15 protein-coding genes are annotated in these 18,824 nt (G+C 59.5%); 10 read left to right on the plus strand and 5 right to left on the minus strand.

Features of this window, described 5'->3' with window-relative positions; translation table 11 throughout:
- The first annotated feature begins 240 nt into the window (after window positions 1-240).
- Both fnr and uspE read left to right on the plus strand, forming a co-directional pair.
- Window positions 241-993 carry a fumarate/nitrate reduction transcriptional regulator Fnr gene (gene fnr, locus AC6I7Z_RS10145; protein WP_033747095.1) on the plus strand — a complete coding sequence of 251 codons (753 nt, stop codon included), beginning with the start codon at window positions 241-243 and terminating at the stop codon, window positions 991-993.
- Between the two features lie 174 nt (window positions 994-1,167).
- The gene (uspE, locus tag AC6I7Z_RS10150; RefSeq protein ID WP_497814114.1) at window positions 1,168-2,130 is read left to right on the plus strand and encodes a universal stress protein UspE; all 963 of its coding nucleotides are present in this window, start codon (window positions 1,168-1,170) and stop codon (window positions 2,128-2,130) included.
- Between the two features lie 32 nt (window positions 2,131-2,162).
- Here uspE and pntB read toward each other — a convergent pair whose 3' ends face one another.
- Both pntB and pntA read right to left on the minus strand, forming a co-directional pair.
- Window positions 2,163-3,551: a Re/Si-specific NAD(P)(+) transhydrogenase subunit beta gene (pntB, locus tag AC6I7Z_RS10155; RefSeq protein WP_497814115.1), complete on the minus strand. Its 1,389-nt coding sequence runs from the start codon at window positions 3,549-3,551 to the stop codon at window positions 2,163-2,165.
- A gap of 3 nt (window positions 3,552-3,554) precedes the next feature.
- Entirely contained in the window at window positions 3,555-5,087 is a 1,533-nt protein-coding gene (gene pntA / locus AC6I7Z_RS10160; RefSeq protein ID WP_316555347.1) for a Re/Si-specific NAD(P)(+) transhydrogenase subunit alpha, read from the minus strand.
- A 535-nt stretch (window positions 5,088-5,622) separates the two neighbouring features.
- On the opposite strand from pntA, the gene ydgH reads away from it, so the two are divergent.
- Together ydgH and AC6I7Z_RS10170 are read left to right on the plus strand one after the other, a co-directional pair.
- Complete coding sequence (gene ydgH / locus AC6I7Z_RS10165; protein WP_497814116.1) at window positions 5,623-6,576, plus strand: DUF1471 family protein YdgH; 954 nt, start codon at window positions 5,623-5,625, stop codon at window positions 6,574-6,576.
- Window positions 6,577-6,779: 203 nt separating this feature from the next.
- Window positions 6,780-8,171 (plus strand): basic amino acid/polyamine antiporter, encoded by a 1,392-nt coding sequence (locus AC6I7Z_RS10170; protein WP_497814117.1) that lies wholly within the window; start codon window positions 6,780-6,782, stop codon window positions 8,169-8,171.
- Here the strand turns inward: AC6I7Z_RS10170 and AC6I7Z_RS10175 are convergent.
- Window positions 8,168-8,584: a hypothetical protein gene (locus AC6I7Z_RS10175; protein ID WP_497814118.1), complete on the minus strand. Its 417-nt coding sequence runs from the start codon at window positions 8,582-8,584 to the stop codon at window positions 8,168-8,170. The genes AC6I7Z_RS10170 and AC6I7Z_RS10175 overlap by 4 nt on opposite strands.
- A 175-nt stretch (window positions 8,585-8,759) precedes the next feature.
- Between AC6I7Z_RS10175 and rstA the strand changes: the two genes are divergently transcribed.
- The 6 genes from rstA (at window position 8,760) to AC6I7Z_RS10205 (ending at window position 14,000) form a co-directional block, all read left to right on the plus strand.
- Window positions 8,760-9,488 carry a two-component system response regulator RstA gene (gene rstA, locus AC6I7Z_RS10180; protein ID WP_033747984.1) on the plus strand — a complete coding sequence of 243 codons (729 nt, stop codon included), beginning with the start codon at window positions 8,760-8,762 and terminating at the stop codon, window positions 9,486-9,488.
- Window positions 9,485-10,786 carry a two-component system sensor histidine kinase RstB gene (rstB, locus tag AC6I7Z_RS10185; protein WP_497814119.1) on the plus strand — a complete coding sequence of 434 codons (1,302 nt, stop codon included), beginning with the start codon at window positions 9,485-9,487 and terminating at the stop codon, window positions 10,784-10,786. The genes rstA and rstB overlap by 4 nt, the downstream gene beginning before the upstream one ends.
- A gap of 20 nt (window positions 10,787-10,806) precedes the next feature.
- A complete protein-coding gene (locus AC6I7Z_RS10190; protein ID WP_497814120.1) occupies window positions 10,807-12,294 on the plus strand; it encodes a carboxypeptidase M32 in 1,488 nt (495 codons plus the stop codon).
- A gap of 155 nt (window positions 12,295-12,449) precedes the next feature.
- A complete protein-coding gene (gene asr / locus AC6I7Z_RS10195) occupies window positions 12,450-12,905 on the plus strand; it encodes an acid resistance repetitive basic protein Asr (RefSeq protein ID WP_497815425.1) in 456 nt (151 codons plus the stop codon).
- A gap of 87 nt (window positions 12,906-12,992) precedes the next feature.
- Entirely contained in the window at window positions 12,993-13,073 is an 81-nt protein-coding gene (ydgU, locus tag AC6I7Z_RS10200) for a small membrane protein YdgU (RefSeq protein ID WP_455430548.1), read from the plus strand.
- Window positions 13,074-13,190: 117 nt separating this feature from the next.
- On the plus strand, window positions 13,191-14,000 hold the full coding sequence (locus AC6I7Z_RS10205) for a trypsin-like serine peptidase (protein ID WP_497814121.1): 810 nt from the start codon (window positions 13,191-13,193) through the stop codon (window positions 13,998-14,000).
- A 71-nt stretch (window positions 14,001-14,071) separates the two neighbouring features.
- Here the strand turns inward: AC6I7Z_RS10205 and AC6I7Z_RS10210 are convergent, their stop codons facing one another.
- Window positions 14,072-14,647, minus strand: a complete 576-nt coding sequence (locus AC6I7Z_RS10210) for an Ail/Lom family outer membrane beta-barrel protein (protein WP_497814122.1) — start codon at window positions 14,645-14,647, stop codon at window positions 14,072-14,074.
- Window positions 14,648-14,867: 220 nt separating this feature from the next.
- On the minus strand, window positions 14,868-18,770 hold the full coding sequence (gene hrpA, locus AC6I7Z_RS10215) for an ATP-dependent RNA helicase HrpA (RefSeq protein ID WP_497814123.1): 3,903 nt from the start codon (window positions 18,768-18,770) through the stop codon (window positions 14,868-14,870).
- Window positions 18,771-18,824 lie beyond the last annotated feature (54 nt).

An 18,824-nucleotide genomic window follows, 5' to 3' on the forward strand; every position in this document is an offset into this window, starting at 1 on the left:
AAAGGTGCGCCAGCGCTGAATCGCACCAGATTGCTGTTGAGAAAATGCGCATCGGGATCAAAAAAGTGGAAAGTTTTCGTGCCAGATCGTAAAAATGTGACGCGCAGGGCTTGCTACAGCGCGGTTCCGCGCCACGCCTGACATCCCTACTCTTTATAAGCCTAAAACTGCTCGGACGAGTTCCCTTCAGCACAAAAAATGTTAAAATTGACACCAGTCAATAATCGTCGAGCGTACATTATGATCACTGAAAAACGCACCATTCGCCGTATTCAGTCAGGTGGCTGTGCCATCCACTGTCAGGACTGCAGCATTAGTCAGCTGTGCATTCCGTTCACCCTGAACGAACATGAGCTGGATCAGCTCGACAATATTATCGAGCGCAAAAAACCGATTCAAAAAGGTCAGACGCTGTTCAAAGCGGGCGATGATTTGAAATCGCTCTACGCTATTCGCTCCGGCACCATCAAGAGCTATACCATCACCGAACAGGGTGATGAGCAGATTACCGGCTTCCACCTGGCGGGCGATCTGGTTGGCTTCGACGCCATTATGAGCGGCAGCCACCCGAGCTTCGCGCAGGCGCTGGAAACGGCGATGGTCTGCGAGATCCCATTCGAAACGCTGGACGATCTGTCAGGCAAAATGCCGGCTCTGCGCCAGCAGATGATGCGTCTGATGAGCGGCGAAATCAAAGGCGACCAGGATATGATCCTGCTGCTGTCGAAGAAAAACGCCGAAGAACGCCTGGCCGCGTTTATCTGGAATCTTTCTCGCCGTTTCGGCCAGCGCGGCTTCTCACAGCGCGAGTTCCGCCTGACGATGACGCGCGGCGACATCGGCAACTACCTCGGCCTGACCGTCGAAACCATTAGCCGCCTGCTGGGACGTTTTCAGAAATCGGGCATGCTGGCGGTGAAAGGCAAATATATCACGATTGAAAACCACGACCTGCTGTCTGAACTGGCCGGTCAGAGCGTTCAGGCTGCTTAATTAATTGGTCGCCTAATGATTAGAGTTGCAGGTATGGGCGCGATGCCTCTGCAACTCTGATTCGCGCCGCCAATTTGTTAGTTTATTGATCCCACAGCAACTTTTCCGCTTCTTCCCGCCCTGAACTTAGGCTATCTTTAAACCAGTTCGCCTTGGTTTAAGGAGTTATTCCCTATGTCCCGCTACCAAAATATGCTGGTCGCTATCGATCCCCAGCAAGACGATCAGCCGGCGCTGCGCCGCGCGGTTTACCTTAATCAGCGTATCGGCGGCAAAATCAAAGCCTATCTGCCGATTTACGACTTCTCGTATGAGATGACCACGTTGCTCTCCCCTGACGAGCGCGCCTCAATGCGGCAAGGCGTGATCAGCCAGCGCACCGAGTGGATCCGCGAGCAGGCGCGCGCCTATCTTGAGGCGGGCGTGGAGATCGAAATCAAGGTGGTCTGGCATAATCGCCCCTATGAGGCGATTATCCAGGAGGTGCTGGCGCACGGGCACGATCTGGTGCTGAAGATGGCGCATCAGCATGACCGGCTGGAAGCGGTGATCTTTACCCCCACCGACTGGCATCTGCTGCGTAAGTGCCCTTGCCCGGTGTGGATGGTGAAAGATCAGCCCTGGCCGGAAGGCGGCAAAGCCGTCGTGGCGGTCAACCTCGCCAGCGAAGAGCCGCACCACGATGAGCTGAATCAGAAGCTGATCCGTGAAACCACGCGGCTGGCGGAGATGGTGAACCACACCGAGGTGCATCTGGTGGGCGCCTATCCCATTACCCCGATCAATATCGCGATTGAACTGCCCGACTTCGATCCCAGCGTCTATAACGACGCCATCCGCGGCCAGCATCTGGTGGCGATGAAGGCGCTGCGTCAGAAGTTTGCTATCCGCGAGGAGTTTACCCACGTCGCCAAAGGGCTGCCTGAAGAGGTGATCCCCGATATCGCCAGCCAGCTCAGCGCCGGGATTGTGGTGCTCGGCACCATCGGCCGCACCGGCCTGTCAGCGGCGTTTCTCGGCAATACGGCGGAACAGGTGATCGACCATCTGCGCTGCGATTTGCTGGCGCTCAAGCCTGACGATTTTACTTCGCCCATCACGCTCGATGATGACGACGAAGAGGATGATGAGGAATAAAAATAAGGGCGGCCAGCTGGCCGCCCTTGTCGTTACAGCGCTTTCAGTATCCCTTCCACGCTCGCTTTAGCATCGCCAAACAGCATTTGCGTGTTCTCTTTAAAGAACAGCGGATTCTGCACGCCGGCATAGCCGGTATTCATCGAACGCTTAAACACGATGACGTTCTGCGCCTTCCACACTTCCAGCACCGGCATGCCCGCAATAGGGCTGCGCGGATCGTCCTGCGCCGCCGGGTTGACGGTGTCGTTGGCGCCGATAACCAATACGGTATCGGTGTCGGCGAAATCGTCGTTGATCTCATCCATCTCCAGCACCACGTCATAAGGCACTTTCGCCTCGGCCAGCAGCACGTTCATATGGCCTGGCAAACGTCCCGCGACCGGGTGAATGCCGAAGCGCACCTTAACGCCGCGCGCGCGCAGCTTCTCGGTGATCTCCGCCACCGGGTACTGCGCCTGCGCCACCGCCATGCCGTAGCCTGGGGTGATAATCACCGATGAAGAGTGCTTCAACAGTTCAGCCGTCTCTTCCACGCTGATTTCACGGTGCTCGCCCGCCTCTTCGCTTTCGCCGCCCGCGCTGCTGTCGGTGCCGAAGCCGCCGGCGATCACGCTGATAAAGGAGCGGTTCATCGCCTTACACATAATGTAAGAGAGGATGGCGCCCGACGACCCCACCAGCGCGCCGGTAACGATCAGCAGGTCGTTGCTCAGCATAAAGCCCGCCGCCGCCGCCGCCCAGCCCGAGTAGGAGTTAAGCATCGACACCACTACCGGCATATCTGCGCCGCCGATAGAGGCCACCAGATGCCAGCCGAAGGCGAGCGCGATCAGCGTCATCAGCAGCAGCGCAAAGACCTGCGCGCCGGTGCTTTGGGTGCGTACAAACCACAGCAGCAGCAGGAAAGAGACCACCAGCGCCAGCAGGTTGAGCTTATGGCGATGCGGCAGCATCAGCGGACGCGACGAAATTTTGCCGCGCAGCTTGCCGAACGCCACCAGCGAGCCGGTAAAGGTCACCGCGCCGATAAAGATGCCGAGGAAGACTTCGGTCAGGTGAATATTTTCCATCACCGCAGGCAGGCCTGGACCATGATCGATAAAGCTGTTGAAGCCCACCAGCACCGCGGCCAGGCCGACGAAGCTGTGCAGGATCGCCACCAGCTCCGGCATCTCCGTCATTTCGACCTTCTGCGCCAGGCGCACGCCGATAGCGCCGCCGATCACCATCGCCAGCAAAATCCAGGCGACATTGCCGCTGTCGGGGCCAAAAATGGTCGCCAGCAGCGCCAGCGCCATCCCGCTGATGCCGAAGAGATTGCCCTGCTTCGAGGTCTCATGCTTTGAGAGCCCCGCCAGGCTGAAAATAAACAGAATCGCGGCAACAATGTATGCTGCAGTTACTAATCCGCCAGACATCGGTTACCCCTTACGAAACATTTTCAGCATGCGCTGGGTGACGGTGAAACCGCCGAAAATATTGATGCTGGCAATCAGCACCGCAATAAACGAAATAAAGGTGACCCAGCCGCCATGCCCCATCTGCAGCACGGCGCCGACCACGATAATGCCGGAGATGGCGTTGGTGACCGACATCAGCGGCGTATGCAGCGCGTGGCTGACGTTCCATACCACGTAGTAGCCGACCACGCAGGCGAGCGCGAACACGGTGAAGTGCGACAGGAACTCCGCCGGCGCGACGTTGGCGAGGCAGGCGAACAGCACGATCGCCAGCGCCAGCAGCAGATACTTGCGCCAGGTCGGCGCCGGTTTGGCCGCCTCCTTAACCACCGGCTGCGCCGCCGCAGGCGCGGCTTTCGGCGCGGCGGAGACCTGAATCGGCGGCGCGGGCCAGGTGACCTCGCCGTCGCGGATCACGGTTACGCCGCGCACCACCACATCGTCGAAATCGATGGCGATTTCGCCGTTCTTCTCTTTGCACAGCAGCTTCATCAGGTTCACCAGGTTGGTGCCGTAAAGCTGCGAGGACTGGGTCGGCAGACGACTGGGAAGATCGGTATAGCCGATGATCTTGACGCCGTTGTCGCTGAGGGTAACGCGATCGGCGACGGTCAGCTCGCAGTTGCCGCCGGTTTGCGCCGCCAGATCGACAATCACGCTGCCCGGCTTCATGCTGGCAACCATCTCGGCGGTAATCAGTTTCGGCGCCGGTTTGCCCGGAATCAGCGCCGTGGTGACGATGATGTCGACCTCTTTCGCCTGCGCGGCGAACAGCGCCATCTCCGCCTTGATAAAGGCTTCCGACATCACTTTCGCATAGCCGTCGCCGCTGCCCGCTTCCTCTTCGAAATCGAGTTCGAGGAATTCGGCGCCCATGCTCTGCACCTGCTCTTTCACTTCCGGGCGGGTATCGAAGGCGCGCACGATGGCACCGAGGCTGCCCGCCGCGCCAATCGCCGCCAGACCGGCGACGCCTGCGCCGATCACCATCACTTTCGCCGGCGGCACTTTGCCCGCCGCGGTGATCTGGCCGGTAAAGAAGCGGCCGAACTCATGGGCGGCTTCGACGATGGCGCGATAGCCGGCGATGTTGGCCATCGAGCTGAGGGCATCCAGCGACTGGGCGCGCGAGATGCGCGGCACGGCATCCATCGCCATCACGGTCACCTGACGCGCCGCCAGCTTCTCCAGCAGCGCCGCGTTCTGCGCCGGCCAGACAAAGCTCACCAGCGTGCTTCCCGCACGGGTCAGCGCGATCTCCTCGTCGTCGGGCGCGTTGACCTTCAGCACGATATCGGACTGCCAGATCTGCTGGCTGTCGCAGAGGGTGGCGCCTGCGGCGACGAAACTCTCGTCATCAAAACTGGCGCGTTTGCCCGCATCATGCTCAACGGCGACGCTAAAACCCAGTTTGATAAGCTGCTCCACGGTTTTCGGCGTCGCCGCCACGCGCGCCTCGTTGGGCAATCGCTCTTTGGGTATTCCAATTAACATATTCATCCCTTTCATCGATTGATGATGGTTTGTCGACTGCATAACGACGCAGCGCCTGAAACAGGGTTCCAGGCGCTTATGTACGAAACGCACTTGTATCAAAGTATTTATAACCTACTGAAAATATGAACAGCGATCTACAATCAGAACCTCTGCCGGTAACATTCATGCGATTATTCAGCGTCAAAAGAGAAAAGCCGCGCTATGCGACTGCAAATTGAAAAGTTTGAAATATATTCTGCTAAGCAGAATCGTGTCATGACGAATATCCGGTTTATAAAAACCTTTATTTAACAATGCATTAACTGTTTCAGCACTAAGCATTACCACCTTTAGTGATAATCAGTATAAAAAATGTCCTTAGCAAATTTGCATGACGCCATGATGAATTTCGCTATCAATTTCCCGTGATTTGTCGCATAAATTGGCTGCGACAGCCTGTTTATAACATGCAATAATCATCGGCTAATCTGTTATACATCAAGAGTCCAGCACGTTTTCGTACTCATTTTGCGTAAGGCGAAGGATCATTTTTATGAAGCTGAAGAACACCATTCTGGCGTCAACCTTGTTATCCCTGCTCGCGGGCAACGCATTCGCCGCACAGGAACTGACGCCGGAAAAAGCGGCTGAGCTGAAACCATTCGAACGTATTAACGTCACCGGCCGCTTCAATGCGATTAACGACGCGGCCGACGCCGTGTCGAAACGTGCGGATGAGCTGGGCGCCGCCTCTTACTACATTCAGGGCATCAACGACAGCAACGGCAACAGCGGCAACTGGCGCGTGACGGCCGACCTCTATAAAGCGGACGCGCCGAAAGCGAACGACACCAAAACCTACCGCGTTATGAACGGCGTGAAAGAGCTGCCGAAAGCGGAAGCCTTCCGTCTGGAGCCGTTCGACACCGTGAGCGTCAGCGGCTTCTTCGCCAGCCAGCCGGACGTTAACGACGCCATCAGCAAAGCGGCGAAAGAGAAAGGCGCCGCCTCGTTCTTTATCGTGCGCCAGGTTGACGCCAACAACGGCGGCAACCAGTACGTGACCGCCTACGTCTATAAGGCCGACGCGAAAGAGCGTAAGGTGCAGAGCCCGAACCTGATCCCGGCGGACTCCGAAGCGGGTAAAGCGGCGCTGGCGGCTGGCGGCGAAGCGGCGAAGCGCGTGGAGATCCCGGGCGTCGCCTCATCGGAAACGCCGAGCAGCAGCGTCGGTCGCTTCTTCGAAACGCAAAGCTCTACCGGCCAGCGCTACACGGTGAAACTCGCCAACGGCAAGTCGATTCAGGAAGTGAACGCCATCACCGCCGCGCAGATGCAGCCGTTTGACACCGTAACCTTTACCGGCCACTTCGGCACGCCGACCGAAATCTCGGAAGAAGTCGCGAAACGCGCCGCGGATAAAGGGGCGAAGTTCTACCACGTGACCCGCCAGTGGCAGAACCAGAGCGGCGGCAACCTCACCGTCACTGCCGATCTCTTCAAGTAATCTCCTTCAGGGCGGCGCCAGCCGCCCTGCTGTTTGCATTATCCCTTCACAATTTTGCATAACCACGCATTGCCATCCCTTTTCGCACTCCGTAGAATCTGCGCCCTGCTTTTAGGTGAATCCGTCATGTAAAAGCCAAACAGCGCGGTTAAATTCGCCGCTCAGAACATAATCCAGCCACTTATGCTAGCGGGAAGGGTATTTTGGAGAAAAAATTAGGTCTCAGCGCGCTTACCGCGCTGGTGCTCAGCTCAATGCTCGGCGCGGGCGTGTTCAGTTTGCCGCAGAATATGGCGGCGGTAGCGGGTCCGGCCGCCCTGCTGATCGGCTGGCTGATCACCGGCGTCGGCATCCTGTTTCTGGCGCTGGCGTTGCTGCTGCTCACCCGGCTGAAACCAGGCCTCGACGGCGGTATCTTTACCTATGCGCGCGCCGGGTTCGGCGAGCTGCTCGGCTTCTGTTCCGCCTGGGGCTACTGGCTGTGCGCGGTGATCGCCAATGTCTCCTATCTGGTAATCGTCTTCTCGGCGCTGAGCTTTTTTACCGACACGCCTGACCGCGTGGTGTTCGGCGACGGCAATACCTGGCAGGCGATGCTGGGCGCGTCGCTGCTGCTGTGGATGGTGCACTTTCTGGTGCTGCGCGGCGTACAGACCGCGGCAGGCATCAATCTGCTGGCGACGCTCGGCAAGCTGGTGCCGCTACTGCTGTTCGTGGTGCTGGCGGTCGCGGCCTTTAATTACGACCAGTTCCATTTCGACTTCTCCGGCCTTACGCTCGGCGTGCCGCTGTGGGAGCAGGTGAAGCAGACCATGCTGATTACCCTGTGGGTATTCATCGGCGTGGAAGGCGCGGTGGTGGTTTCCGCCCGCGCGCGGCATAAAAAAGATGTGGGTCGTGCCACCCTGCTGGCGGTGCTGGCGGCGCTGCTGGTCTATCTGCTGGTGACGCTGCTGTCGCTCGGCATCGTGCCGCGCGCCGAACTGGCGCAGATGCGCAATCCGTCGATGGCGGGCCTGATGACGCGCCTGATGGGCCACTGGGGCGATGCGGTGATCGCCGCCGGCCTGATCGTGTCGGTGTGCGGCGCCTACCTGAGCTGGACGATTATGGCGGCGGAAGTGCCGCTGATCGCCGCGCAGCAGGGCGCCTTCCCGCGCAGCATCGCGCGTCAGAACCGGCGCGGCGCGCCTGCCGCCTCGCTGTGGCTGACCAACGGCAGCGTGCAGATCTGCCTGATCCTGATCGCCCTGACCCACGCCGACTACAACATGCTGCTGACCATCGCCTCAGAGATGATCCTGGTGCCCTATCTGCTGGTGGGACTCTATCTGGTGAAGCTGACGCGCGGCAAAGCGCAGCCGCTGGCGCTGGCCGTCGGCCTCGGCGCCAGCCTTTACGGGCTGTGGCTGCTCTATGCCTCAGGGCCGCTGCATCTGCTGCTGTCGGTGGTGCTCTATGCGCCAGGCCTGCTGCTGTTTCTCTTCGCCCGTCGCGGCGGACGCGGCGACGTCGCGCTGACCCAGCTGGAGCGCGTGGCTATTGGCTTGTTGATGGCGGCGTCGCTGCCTGCGGTGTGGCAGCTGGTGGTTTAGTGCGGCTGACCGGGGATCGCCACGCACAGCAGGTCATCCTGCTGTGTGAGGTTGAGCGGTTTGCGGTATTCCTGATGGATGGCGTCCAGCTGCTGCGCGGAAAGCGGATAAGGCAGCTGGATATCGAAACGGCTAATATGCTGCTGTTCGGCCAGGGTAATGAGGCGAGCGATATTGATTTCGTCGCTGACCTGAGTCGAAATGATTTGCAATGCTAATTCTTTCAGATGTTCGTCGCTCGCCTGTAGACTGCGAGCCGAGGATTTACGCGTCACCATGCCGAAAATCGGCATTACGCCGTAGATGGCGTCGACGAAACTCCAGCGTTTTTTGCAGGAGGCGGAGAGAAAATCACTGTAGTTCAGGCAGATGTGGTCACTGTATATGGCTGAAGCCAGCTCTTTATCAGACACCCTCTCTCTCCCTCTGTTTTTCATTATGGTTCAGAATGTTGCTTAAACGCGCTGTTAATGATGGCACATTTTGCCGTGCGGATACCAGTCGCGCAGGGATATTTCGTGCGGTGGCATAGTGCTCAGGAGCGGGAAAAGCTATGCTGCTCGTCAGGCTTATTTGTCGCAGTGGATTATGAATAAAATCGTTTTTGTAGAAGACGAACCGGAAGTGGGTTCGCTGATTGCGGCCTATCTTGGCCGCCACGATATCGAGGTGATCGTCGAGACCCGCGGCGACCGCGCCGAAGCGGTGATTGCGGCCGAACAGCCTGACCTCGTGATGCTGGATATCATGCTGCCAGGCAAAGACGGCATGACCCTGTGCCGCGATCTGCGCAGCCAGTGGCAAGGCCCGATTGTGCTGCTCACCTCGCTCGACAGCGACATGAACCATATTCTGGCGCTGGAGATGGGCGCGCAGGACTACATTCTGAAAACCACCCCGCCTGCGGTGCTGCTGGCGCGGCTGCGGCTGCATCTGCGCCAGGCGCAGCTCGGCCAAGGCGATGACGCCCCTGCGCCTGCTCCGGCGCAAAAACAGAAGCTGCTGCGCTTCGGCTCGCTCACTATCGACGCGCTGAATCGCGAGGTAACGCTGTTCAGCGAGCAGATCGTGCTCTCCACCGCCGACTTCGATCTGCTGTGGGAGCTGGCCACGCACGCCGGACAGATCCTGAATCGCGACGCGCTGCTGAAAACCCTGCGCGGCGTCAGCTACGACGGACTGGATCGCAGCATCGACGTGGCGATTTCTCGCCTGCGCAAAAAGCTGCACGACAGCGCCACCGAGCCTTTTCGCATCAAAACCATCCGCAACAAGGGCTATCTGTTCGCCCCGCAGGCGTGGGATACCCAGGCATGAGAAAGCTCTTTATCCAGTTCTATCTGCTGCTCTTCGTCTGTTTTCTGGTGATGGCGCTGCTGGTGGGTCTGGTTTACAAATTCACCGCCGAGCGCGCCGGCAGACAGTCGATGAACGATCTGATGGCGAGTTCGCTCTATCTGATCCGTAGCGAGCTGCGTGAAATCCCGCCGCGCGACTGGAACAGAACCATTAAAAGCCTCGATCTCGGCCTGTCGTTCGACCTGCATATCGAGCCGATGAGCAAATATCAGCTCGACGAGCCCGATATGCGCCGGCTGCGCGCCGGCGAGATTGTTGCGCTGGACGACCAGTACACCTTTTTGCAGCATATTCCGCGCAGCCATTACGTGCTCTCCGTCGGCCCGATCCCCTACCTGTTTTACCTGCATCAGATGCGGCTGCTGGATATCGCGCTGCTGGTGTTTATCGGCATGTCGCTGGCGCTGCCGGTGTTTATCTGGATGCGCCCGCACTGGAAAGAGATGCAGCGCCTGGAGATTGCGGCGCAGCGCTTCGGCCGCGGCGAGCTGGATGTGCGCACCCATTTCGACAACACTTCCAGCCTGTTCCGCCTGGGTGTCGCTTTTAACCAGATGGCGGAAAACATCAATACGCTGGTGGCGAGCAAAAAGCAGCTGATCGACGGCATCGCCCACGAGCTGCGCACGCCGCTGGTGCGCCTGCGCTACCGGCTGGAGATGAGCGATAACCTCACCGCGGGCGAGTCCGCCGCCATCAACCGCGATATCGGCCAGCTGGAGAGTCTGATTGAGGAGCTGCTGACCTATGCGCGGCTCGATCGCCCGCGCGTCGATCTCAACCTGACCTCGCTCGATCTGGCGAACTGGCTGCGCGAACACATCAACGACGTGCGCGCCCTTAATCCGCACGTGCAGATCGATCTCGACCTGCCGCAGCGCGAAAATCACGGCGTCTCCGACACCCGCCTGATGGAGCGCGTGCTGGACAACCTCGTCAACAACGCGCTGCGTTACGCCGGTCATCGACTGCGCGTCAGCCTGTGGTTCGACGGCGCGCTCGGCTGTTTGCAGGTAGAAGATGACGGCCCCGGCATTCCGGCCGAGGAGCGCGAACGCGTCTTCGAGCCCTTTGTTCGCCTTGACCCAAGCCGCGACCGCGCCACCGGCGGCTGCGGTCTGGGACTCGCTATCGTTCACTCTATCGCGCAGGCGCTCGGCGGCCACGTCAGCATCGAAGGCAGCCCGCTCGGCGGCGCCAGCGTTCGCTTTTGCTGGCCGGTTGATCTACCTTTGCGTGACCCTTCGGTGCGATAAACCTTCACAAGGAGTTACTGTTGACTACTGCTTATCAACAACTTAGTGCGACTTTTCAGAGACTCTCCCGCTTCGGCCATCTGATGGCGGTCGCGGGCTGGGATATGCAGACCATGATGCCGGCCGGCGGCAGCCAGGCGCGCGGCGAAGCGCTGGCGGAGATGGGCGTGCTGCGCCATGCGATCCTGACCGATCCCCGCGTCGGCGAACTGATTCAGGCAGCCGAGCAGGCTGACCTCAACGACGTCGAGCGCGCCAACCTGCGCGAGATGCAGCGCGCCTGGCAGCAGGCGTCGCTGCTGCCCGCCTCGCTGGTAGAGGCGAAATCGCTGGCCGGTTCGCGCTGCGAGCACGCCTGGCGCGAACAGCGTCCGGAGAACGACTGGCAGGGCTTTGCCGCCAACCTGAAAGAGGTGGTGCGCCTGAGCCGCGAAGAGGCGCAGCTGCGCGCGGAGGCGAACAACACCTCGCGCTATGACGCCCTGCTCGATCTCTACGAGCCGGGCATGACCGGCGCGAAGCTGGACGCCACCTTCGGCGAACTGAAAAGCTGGCTGCCCGATCTGCTGCAGCGCGTGGTGGAAAAACAGGCGCAGGAGCCTGTCGAGCAGCCGCAGGGCCCCTTCGCTATCGCCGCGCAGCGCGAGCTCGGCCTGAGCGTAATGACAACCCTCGGCTTCGATTTCCGCCACGGTCGTCTCGACGTTAGTGCACATCCCTTCTGCGGCGGCGTGCCGGAAGATGTGCGCATCACCACGCGCTACAATCAGGAAGAGTTTCTCAGCGCGCTGATGGGCGTTATCCATGAGACCGGCCATGCGCGCTACGAGCAGGGCCTGCCGCAGCAGTGGCGCAACCAGCCGGTTGGCCTGGCGCGATCGACCGCCATCCACGAGTCGCAAAGCCTGTTTATGGAGATGCAGCTGGGCCGCAGCCGCGAGTTCCTGCAGCGCATTCTGCCGCAGGTGTGCGACAAGCTGGGCGCGCAGTCGGCGTTGAACGCGGAAAATTTCGTACGCCTGACGCAGCGCGTCAAACCCGGCTTTATCCGCGTCGACGCCGATGAGCTGAGCTATCCGGCGCACGTGATTTTACGCTTCGAGATTGAGCGCGCGCTGATCGAAGGCGACATCGAGGTCGACGATATCCCGGCGCTGTGGGATGAGAAGATGATGCAGGCTTTAGGGCTGGATACCCGCGGCAACTACCGCGACGGCTGCATGCAGGATATTCACTGGACCGACGGCGCCTTCGGCTACTTCCCGACCTACACGCTGGGCGCCATGTACGCGGCGCAGCTGTTCCAGGCGGTGAAGAAAGCGCTGCCTGATTTAGGCGAACGGTTGCAGCACGGCGAACTGCAGCCGGTATTCGACTGGCTGCAGCAGAACATCTGGCAGCACGGCAGCCGTTTCCCGACCGAGCAGCTGTTAATCAACGCCACCGGCGAAGCGCTGAACCCGCGCTTTTTCCGCCAGCATCTTGAACAACGCTACCTGAATCGTTAATCTGTGCGGCCTTCGCGGCCGCCCTTTTCCCGCTTTGTACAATCGGTTACACGCCGATACCAAACACCCACGGAAACCCATCCTCGTTTTTTTTATAGTCTTTTCACCGGCCCCGCAGTGGGCTACACATGAAAAAAATGTTCGAGGAATTTGCAATGAAAAAATTGTTTGCACTGGTCATCGCCGCTGCTATGGGTCTCTCTTCTGTTGCTTTCGCTGCTGAAACCACTGCAGCGCCGGCTGCAGCCCCTGCTGCCACCACCACTACCGCTGCGCCGGCTAAAACCACGCACAAAGTCGCGCACAAGAAACACAAAGCCGCTCAGAAAGCGCAGGCTGCTAAAAAGCATCACAAAAAAGCAGTGAAAAAAGACGCTGCGCAGAAAGCGCAGGCCGCTAAAAAGCATCACAAAAAAGCCGCTAAGCCAGAAACTGCGCAGAAAGCCCAGGCTGCGAAAAAACACCACAAAGTAGCGAAAAAAGCCGCTGCGCCGCAGAAAGCTCAGGCTGCTAAAAAGCACCACAAAGTCGCCAAAAAAGCTGCTGCTCCGCAGAAAGCTCAGGCCGCTAAAAAGCACCACAAAGTTGCCAAGAAAGCCGCTGCTAAATAATTAAGGTCGCGCACCCTGCGCCTTAAGAAGCGTTGACTAATAAAAACACCCGGTTCTGCCGGGTGTTTCGTTACTGGAGTTGCGGAAATGGTGCGTCGCTATCGTTTTGAAATTATCCTGCTGGTGATGATCCTCTGCGGCGTCATCGCGGCCTTCTTCTTTATTTAGTCGTTGTAGCGTGCTGATTATTCCAATAAATCTCCCTTTTTTACCGCTCACCGACTATAGTTATTGCGCAAGCGTGATGACAATAACCTCTTCTTAAATCTCGCCATTGAGAGACCTATGCGCCTGGCTATTTTGCTGTTGACTGGATTGTTCTGTTTCACCACTCTGGCCCACGCCGATGATGATGACGATGCGCCGAATCCCGATGAAATCAAAATGCTTTTCTTTGGCAAAGATCACCGCAAGGCGATCGGCGATATCACGGCCGCGCCCTGGGACGCCATTGGCCAGCTGGAAACCGAGAGCGGCAATCTGTGCACCGCCACGCTGATCTCCGCCCATCTGGCGCTGACGGCTGGACACTGCCTGCTGACGCCGCCGGGCAAATTCGACAAGCCGGTGGCGCTGCGCTTTATGGCGAGCGACAGCGGCTGGCGCTATGAGATCCACGATATCGACGCGCGCGTTGAGCCGACGCTGGCGCGCAAGCTGAAAGCGGATGGCGAAGGCTGGATTGTCCCCAGCGACGCCGCGCCGTTCGACTACGGCCTGGTGATCCTGCGCAATCCCCCTTCCGCCATTAACCCGATTCCGCTGTTCGACGGATCGCGCAGCGATCTTACCGCCGCCCTTAAAGAGGCGGGCCGCAAAGTGACCCAGGCGGGCTATCCCGAAGATCACCTGGACACGCTTTACTCCCACAGCGACTGCCTGGTTACCGGCTGGGCGCAGCGCGCCGTGCTGTCGCACCAGTGCGACACGCTGCCGGGCGACAGCGGCTCGCCGCTGCTGCTGAAAAACGAGAACGGCTGGCAGCTGATCGCGGTGCAGAGTTCGGCGCCGGCGGCGAAAGATCGCTATCTGGCCGATAACCGCGCTATCGCGGTCACCTCGTTCCGCGACAGGCTGGAAGCGCTGGCGCAGTAAAGCGAAGCGCAAAAAGAACAGGCGCGCCGGGTTTGCCGGCAGCGCCTTTTTTTTATCGCTGAACGCCAGCTTCAGAAGCTGTAGCCGAGGTTAAGCACAAAGCCGTTAATCGACATCGCTTTATCGGCTACGTCGAGACGCGATCCCTCATAGCCGATATCGATCGCCAGATTTTCGGTGGGATTAATCTGCACGCCTGCGCCATACATCAGCGACGTTTTTTTCTCGCTGAGAGAACTGTCGCCCATATAAACGTAGCTCCCTTCGTAGTTATACCAGCTTTCGCGATAGTCGACTTTATTGTAATTAAGACCGAGCAGGCCATAGAGGCTGATATATTGATTAAAACGCCAGGCGGGGCCGACAGATAACGAATAATATTTTATTTTCGCATCGCCGTCTATTATATCCATTGAGCCGGTGGAAGGCGTATAGTTGCCGCTGCCGCTCATATAGGTCAGCGAGCCAATAAGACTCAACGGCGAATCCCACTCATAGCGATACTTAAGGTTAATCCCGCGGATATTTTTAAAATCCTGCACTTTACTTTGCGCATAGCCGAGCGTCACCGTCTGTTGATCGGCATTCGCGCTGGCGTGTATTCCCATAGCAGCCACAATGAGGCTCAATAAAAAGGACTTTTTCATATTTATCTTCCTTAATTAAATTCAATCATCCGGCGCGTACCTCGCGCCGCCGTCGATTTTATCTAAAAAACAGGGCGCCGGCCGATGTTCGCGCGATATTTCGCGTTTGTTTTAAGCACGCTTGTAAAATAAATTTTAGCGCAGGCGATATAACGCCGTTTCAGGGCAAAAAAAAAGCCGCAGCGTATCAGGCTGCGGCTTGCTGGAACGTCAGGCGATGTTACGCCGCAAACTGCTCCATCGTCTGCAGGATGCGCTTGTCGGACACCGGATAAGGCGTGCCGAGCTGCTGAGCGAAGTAGCTGATGCGCAGCTCCTCGATCATCCAGCGAATATCACGCACCTCTTCATCATCCTGGCGCTGCGGCGGCAGCTTGTTGCGCCACGTCTGCCAGGCCTGTTCGACCGCCTGCACCTTCAGCATGCGCGCGCGATCGCTGTGCGGATCGGCCGGCAGTTTTTCCAGCCGGCGCTCAATGCCGTGCAGATAGCGCAGCGTGTCGCCGAGGCGCTTCCAGCCGTTGCCGGTGACGAAGCCGCGATAGACCAGGCCGCTCATCTGCGCCTTGATATCCGACAGCGCCAGCGCCATGGTCATATCGACGCGCCCTTTCAGCCGCTTGTTGATGTTGAACACGGCGGTGAGGATCTGCTCAACTTGTTTAGCGATCTCCACCACCGTCTCGTTCAGCTCGGCGCGCACCTTCTCATGCAATTGCTCGAAGTTCTGCTGCTGCCAGGCCGGGCCGCCCGCTTCCGCCATCAGCTTATCAACGCCGCAGGCGATGCAGTCGTCGATGAGATCCAGTACCTTGCCGTAGGGGTTGAAATAGAGCCCCAGCTTGGCTTTGTTCGGCAGCTTTTCATGCAGGTATTTTATCGGCGAAGGAATATTGAGCAGCAGCAGGCGACGCTGGCCGCGCCACATCATTTTCTGCTGTTCCTGCTCGCTGTCGAACAGGCGGATCGCCACGCTCTCTTTTTCGTCGACCAGCGCCGGCCAGGCCTTGACCTGATAGCCGCCGCGCTTCTGCTCGTAGCTGCGCGGCAGATCGCCGAAGCTCCAGATATGCAGCCCGTTCTGCTCCAGCCCGTCATCCGCCACCTTCGACAGCGTCTCCTGCACTTTCTCTTTCAGTTCGGCTTTCAGCGCGCTGAGATCCTTGCCCTCTTTCAGCTTGCGGTTATGTTCGTCCACCACGCGGAAGGTCATTTTCAGGTGATCGGGCACCTGTTCCCACTGCCAGTTTTCCCGCTCCAGCGTAACGCCGGTCATGCGGCGGAACTCCTTCGCCAGCGCGTCGAGCAGCGGCAGCTCCATGGCGGTGACGCGGCCGAGAAAGGCGTCGGCGTAGTTGGGCGCAGGCACCAGATTGCGGCGCAGCGGTTTCGGCAGCGACTTGATCAGCGCGATAATCAGCTCGCGGCGCACGCCGGGGATCTGCCACTCGAAGCCCTGATCCTCGATCTGATTCAGCAGCGGCAGCGGAATATGCACCGTGACGCCGTCGGCGTCCGCGCCCGGCTCGAACTGATAGCTGAGCTTCAGCTTGAGATTGCCCTGATGCCAGAAGTTGGGGTAGTCGAGCTGGCTGACCTTGTCCGCGCCCTCTTTGATCAGCATCTGTTTGTCGAAGCTGAGCAGATCGGGGGTTTCGCGGCTCGCCAGCTTCCACCAGCTGTCGAAATGCTTCGCCGATACCACCTGCTGGCCGACGCGCTGGTCATAAAAGTTGAACAGGGTTTCGTCATCCACGAGGATGTCGCGGCGGCGTGATTTATGCTCGAGATCTTCGACTTCGCTGCGCAGCTTCTGGTTGTTGCGGAAGAAGGCGTGGCGCGTCTGCCAGTCGCCCTCCACCAGCGCATGGCGGATAAACAGCTCGCGGCTCAGCGTCGGGTCGATGCTGCCGTAGTTGACCTTACGCGCGGCGACGATCGGCAGGCCGTACAGCGTGACCTTCTCCTGCGCCATCACCGCGCCCTGGCCTTTTTCCCAGTGCGGCTCGCTGTAGCTACGTTTGATCAGGTGCTGCGCCAGCGGCTCGATCCACTCGGGATCGATACGCGCCGCGATGCGTCCCCACAGGCGGCTGGTTTCCACCAGCTCTGCCACCATGGTCCATTTGGGCGGCTTTTTGAACAGCCCGGAGCCGGGGAAGATGGCGAAGCGCGCGTTGCGCGCCCCGGTAAACTCCTGCTTTTCGGCGTCTTTGAGGCCGATATGCGACAGCAGGCCGGTAAGCAGCGCGCAGTGCACCTCGCGGAATCCCGCCGGCTCGCTGTTAACGGGGATCCCGAGTTCACGCACCACCTGGCGCAGCTGGGTATAGATATCCTGCCATTCGCGCACGCGCAGATAGTTGAGAAAATCCCCTTTGCACTGGCGGCGGAACTGGTTGCCCGACAGCGCCTTCTGCTGCTCGCCCAGGTAATTCCACAGGTTGACGAAGGCGAGGAAGTCGGACTCTTTGTCGGCGAAGCGGCGATGTTTCTCATCGGCGGCCTGCTGTTTCTCGACCGGGCGCTCGCGCGGATCCTGAATCGACAGCGCCGAGGCGATAATCATTACTTCGCGCACGCAGCCAAAGCGCTGCGCCTCCAGCACCATGCGGGCCAGGCGCGGATCGACCGGCAGCTGCGCCAGCTGGCGGCCTGAGCTGGTGAGCTTGTAGTGGCCGCTCTCGCTATTGAGCGTCAGCGCGCCCAGCTCCTCCAGCAGGCGCACGCCATCCTGGATATTGCGCTTGTCGGGCGCTTCGACGAAGGGAAAGGCGGCGATATCGCCCAGCCCCAGCGCCGTCATCTGCAGGATCACCGACGCCAGGTTGGTACGCAGGATTTCAGGGTCGGTAAAGGCCGGACGGCTGAGGAAATCATCTTCCGAATAGAGACGAATACAGATGCCGTCGGATACGCGGCCGCAGCGCCCTTTACGCTGGTTGGCCGAGGCCTGGGAAATCGGCTCGATCGGCAGACGCTGCACCTTGGTGCGATAGCTGTAGCGGCTAATGCGCGCGGTGCCGGGATCGATCACATATTTAATGCCGGGCACGGTCAGCGAGGTTTCCGCCACGTTGGTCGCCAGCACGATGCGTCGTCCGCTGTGCGACTGAAAAACCCGGTTCTGCTCGGCGTTCGACAGGCGCGCGTAGAGCGGCAAAATTTCGGTATGCGGCAGGTCGCGCTTCGCCAGCGCGTCGGCGGTGTCGCGAATTTCGCGCTCGCCGCTCATAAAGATGAGAATATCGCCGCGTCCTTCGTCGCCCAGCTCGTCGACCGCATCGAAAATCGCCTGCAGCTGATCGCGCTCGCTGTCGTCCGCCTCTTCCACCACCGGCCGGTAGCGTACTTCCACCGGGAAGGTGCGGCCCGAAACCTCAATCACCGGCGCATTGTGAAAGTGGCGCGAAAAGCGCTGCGGATCGATGGTCGCCGAGGTGATGATGATTTTCAGATCGGGACGGCGCGGCAGCAGCTCGCGCAGGTAGCCGAGCAGGAAATCGATATTCAGGCTGCGCTCGTGCGCCTCATCGATAATGATGGTGTCATACTGCAGCAGCAGGCGATCCTGCTGAATTTCCGCCAGCAGGATGCCGTCGGTCATCAGCTTCACCTGCGTGGTGTCGCTGACCTGATCGTTAAAGCGCACTTTATAGCCGATGCAGCCGCCGAGCGAAGTTTCAAGCTCCTCGGCGATGCGGTTGGCGACGGTGCGCGCCGCCAGACGACGCGGCTGCGTATGGCCGATCAGCCCTTTAACGCCGCGTCCCAGCGCCAGACAGATTTTCGGCAGCTGGGTGGTTTTGCCCGAACCGGTTTCGCCGGCGACAATCACCACCTGATGATCGCGGATCGCCTCGGCGATCTGCTGCTGCTTCTGGCTGACCGGCAGGTTGTCGGGAAAGGTAATTTTCGGCGTCGCGGCGGCACGGGCGGCGACGCGCTGCTCCGCCGCCGCGATCTCCTGGCTGAGTTCGTCGACGACGGCCTGCAGCGCAGCAGGGTTAGCCACTTTACCTGCGCCGCGCAGGCGGCGCTGCAGGCGCTGGCGGTCGCGCAGCATCAGATTGTCGAGTCGCGGCCACAGCGGCGCGAGAGGAGAGGAAACCGATGATGACATAATAATGGAGTACCTTCTCAGACGGAGCCGCTGCACGTCGCAGCGTCCGATAGC

This window comes from Pantoea sp. X-Soil-MYKO-1289 (genome assembly GCF_059730625.1).